We start from the raw sequence: 2,390 nt of genomic DNA on the forward strand, positions 1-2,390 counted from the left end.
CTCCAGCGTGCCATAGAGCGGATAGACATGGTCGACCGCCTTGGCCTCGACCAGCGCCTGGTCGGATCCGTCGGCGAGACGCGCCATCGAACGCATGCTGGCGGTCCGCGAAACCGTGCCGAGCCCGTCAAGGAAGCTGCGCTCCGCCTGACTGGCGTCACGCTGGTTGATCTGGAAGCGAAGATCGCCGCCAAGCAGCGTCTGGCCCTGATTGGCGACACCGGCGGTGATCGAACGCGCCACCGAGTTGACGCCGCCGATGGCCGCGACGCCGAGCGCGATGCAGGCGAGGAAGATCAGGAAACCGGACAGGCCGCCGCGCATCTCGCGCAGCGAGAAGCGGACAGCGAGCCTCAACGTCCGGGACAGCGGCATCAGGCCGTCACCTTGACCGGCGCCGGTGCCTCGATCCGGCCCGAGTGCATCGAAACCTGGCGCGAACAGCGTGCCGCGAGCGCCGGATCATGCGTCACCAGCACCAGCGTCATGCCGCGCTCGGCCGCCTTCGCAAACAGGAGGTCGGCGACCTGCCGCCCGGTCGCCTGGTCCAGATTGCCGGTCGGCTCGTCGGCGATCAGGATGCGCGGCGACGGCGCCAATGCGCGGGCGATCGCCACGCGCTGCTGCTCGCCGCCCGACAATTCGCCGGGATAGTGGGTGACGCGGTCGCTGAGGCCAACCGCCGCCAGCTCGCGCGCCGCCACCGCGAACGGATCGGAATGGCCGGCCAGTTCCAGCGGCACCGCGACATTTTCGAGCGCCGTCATGTTGGGAATGAGATGGAAGGACTGGAACACGATGCCAATGTTTCGGCCACGAAACGAAGCAATCTGGTCCTCGCTTTTGCCGTTGAGCAGCTCGCCGGCGATTCGGACCGTACCCGAATCGACCCTTTCCAGGCCTGCCAGGACCATCAGCAAGGTCGACTTGCCGGAACCCGAAGGTCCGACGATGCCGGTCGCCTCGCCGGTCGCCACGTCGAGGCTCACCCCCTTCAGCACATGGACCGATGAAGCGCCCTCGCCAAGGGTCAGGGACACGTCTTTCAGCGCGATGACGGCTTCTGTCAAAATGAAATCGTCCTATATCTGGGAATGAAGGCTCTGCTTGCCGGAAGCCGTCGACTGGAGAATTCCTAGCTCATATGGGGCCTGCCGCATGTCTTTCAAACGCAGTATTGCCGCAGGCTTCGTGGTTTTCCTCGCCATTTGCGGCGTCATGTCGTCGGCGCGTGCCGAGCCGTTCAAGATCGTCGGCTTCGGTGACAGCCTGATGGCGGGCTATGGCCTTGGACCCGACCAGGGCTTTACCGACAGGCTGCAGGCAGCGCTTGGCGCCAAAGGCCACGACGTGACCGTCGCCAATGCCGGCGTCTCCGGCGACACGACGAGCGGCGGCCTGGCGCGGCTTGACTGGTCGGTGCCGGACGGCACGCAGCTGGTCATCCTCGAACTCGGCGCCAACGACATGCTGCGCGGCGTCTCGCCCGACATCACCAAAAAGAACCTCGACGAGATGCTGAGCAAGCTGAAGCAGCGCAAGATTGCCGTGCTTCTGGCCGGCATGCGCGCCGCACCCAATCTCGGTCCCGACTACCAGAGCGCCTTCGACGCCATTTTCCCGGACCTGGCGAAGAAATACGACGTCGCGCTCTACCCGTTCTTTCTCGACGGCGTCGCCGGCCAGCCCGGCATGCAGCTCGAGGACGGCCTGCATCCGAGCGCACGAGGCGTCGACCAGATGGTCGAACGCATCCTGCCCGCGGTCGAGAAGGTGATCGCGGCGGTGCCGGGCGATTCCTAGCGGGTTGGAACTGTTTCCGCCCGGCGAGCTTTTAACAGGGACTGTGGCCAACAAACCTCTTGCTCCGTTTGACTATCGATGATTCGCTATGGGTGACAGTTCGATTCGAGGAAGGGAGGCTCTTCATGCCGCGTCTTTTCACCGCCCTCGAAATTCCGCGTGACGCTGCCCTTTCGCTGTCCCTGCTGCGGGGCGGCTTGCCGGGAGCTCGCTGGATCGACGTCGAAAACTACCATCTGACGCTGCGCTTCATCGGCGATGTTCCCGGCCATGTCGCCGACGAGATCGCCAACGCGCTCGACCGCGTCCACCGCCCTTCTTTCTCGCTGGCGCTGACCGGCGTCGGCGCTTTCGGCCAGAAGAAGCCGCATGCGGTATGGGCGGGCGCTTCCGCCTCGCCCGATCTGGCCGCCCTTCAAGGTGAGGTCGACCGCATCTGCCAGCGGCTCGGCATCCCGGCCGACCCGCGCAAATTCATGCCGCATGTGACGCTGGCGCGCTTGCGCAATTCGACCCCGCTGGACGTTGCCCAATATCTGTCGGCGCGCGGCAATTTCTCGACGCTGCCGTTCCGCATCGGCCGTTTC

At 65.3% G+C, this 2,390-nt stretch carries 3 protein-coding genes and 1 pseudogene; 2 read left to right on the forward strand and 2 right to left on the reverse strand.

The features are described 5' to 3' along the window. Positions 1 to 375, reverse strand: a pseudogene (locus ENZ75_RS28870) (ABC transporter permease); the annotation flags it as partial. Then, complete coding sequence (locus ENZ75_RS28875; protein WP_063169548.1) at positions 375 to 1,070, reverse strand: ABC transporter ATP-binding protein; 696 nt, start codon at positions 1,068 to 1,070, stop codon at positions 375 to 377. The pseudogene ENZ75_RS28870 and the gene ENZ75_RS28875, both read right to left, overlap by 1 nt. A gap of 88 nt (positions 1,071 to 1,158) precedes the next feature. Between ENZ75_RS28875 and ENZ75_RS28880 the strand changes: the two genes are divergently transcribed. Further along, positions 1,159 to 1,803 (forward strand): arylesterase, encoded by a 645-nt coding sequence (locus ENZ75_RS28880; RefSeq protein ID WP_013528820.1) that lies wholly within the window; start codon positions 1,159 to 1,161, stop codon positions 1,801 to 1,803. Between the two features lie 125 nt (positions 1,804 to 1,928). Beyond that, on the forward strand, positions 1,929 to 2,390 hold a 462-nt coding region (thpR, locus tag ENZ75_RS28885), incomplete at its 3' end, for an RNA 2',3'-cyclic phosphodiesterase (RefSeq protein ID WP_128278510.1).

The sequence above is a fragment of the Mesorhizobium sp. M7A.F.Ca.CA.002.04.1.1 genome, from assembly GCF_004022805.1.
Taxonomy (GTDB): Bacteria; Pseudomonadota; Alphaproteobacteria; order Rhizobiales; family Rhizobiaceae; genus Mesorhizobium; species Mesorhizobium ciceri.

What these genes read in the sequence shown, in the direction of transcription:
- ENZ75_RS28880 (WP_013528820.1), top strand. Translation starts at nt 1,159, where the DNA reads ATGTCTTTCAAACGCAGTATTGCCGCAGGCTTCGTGGTTTTCCTCGCC.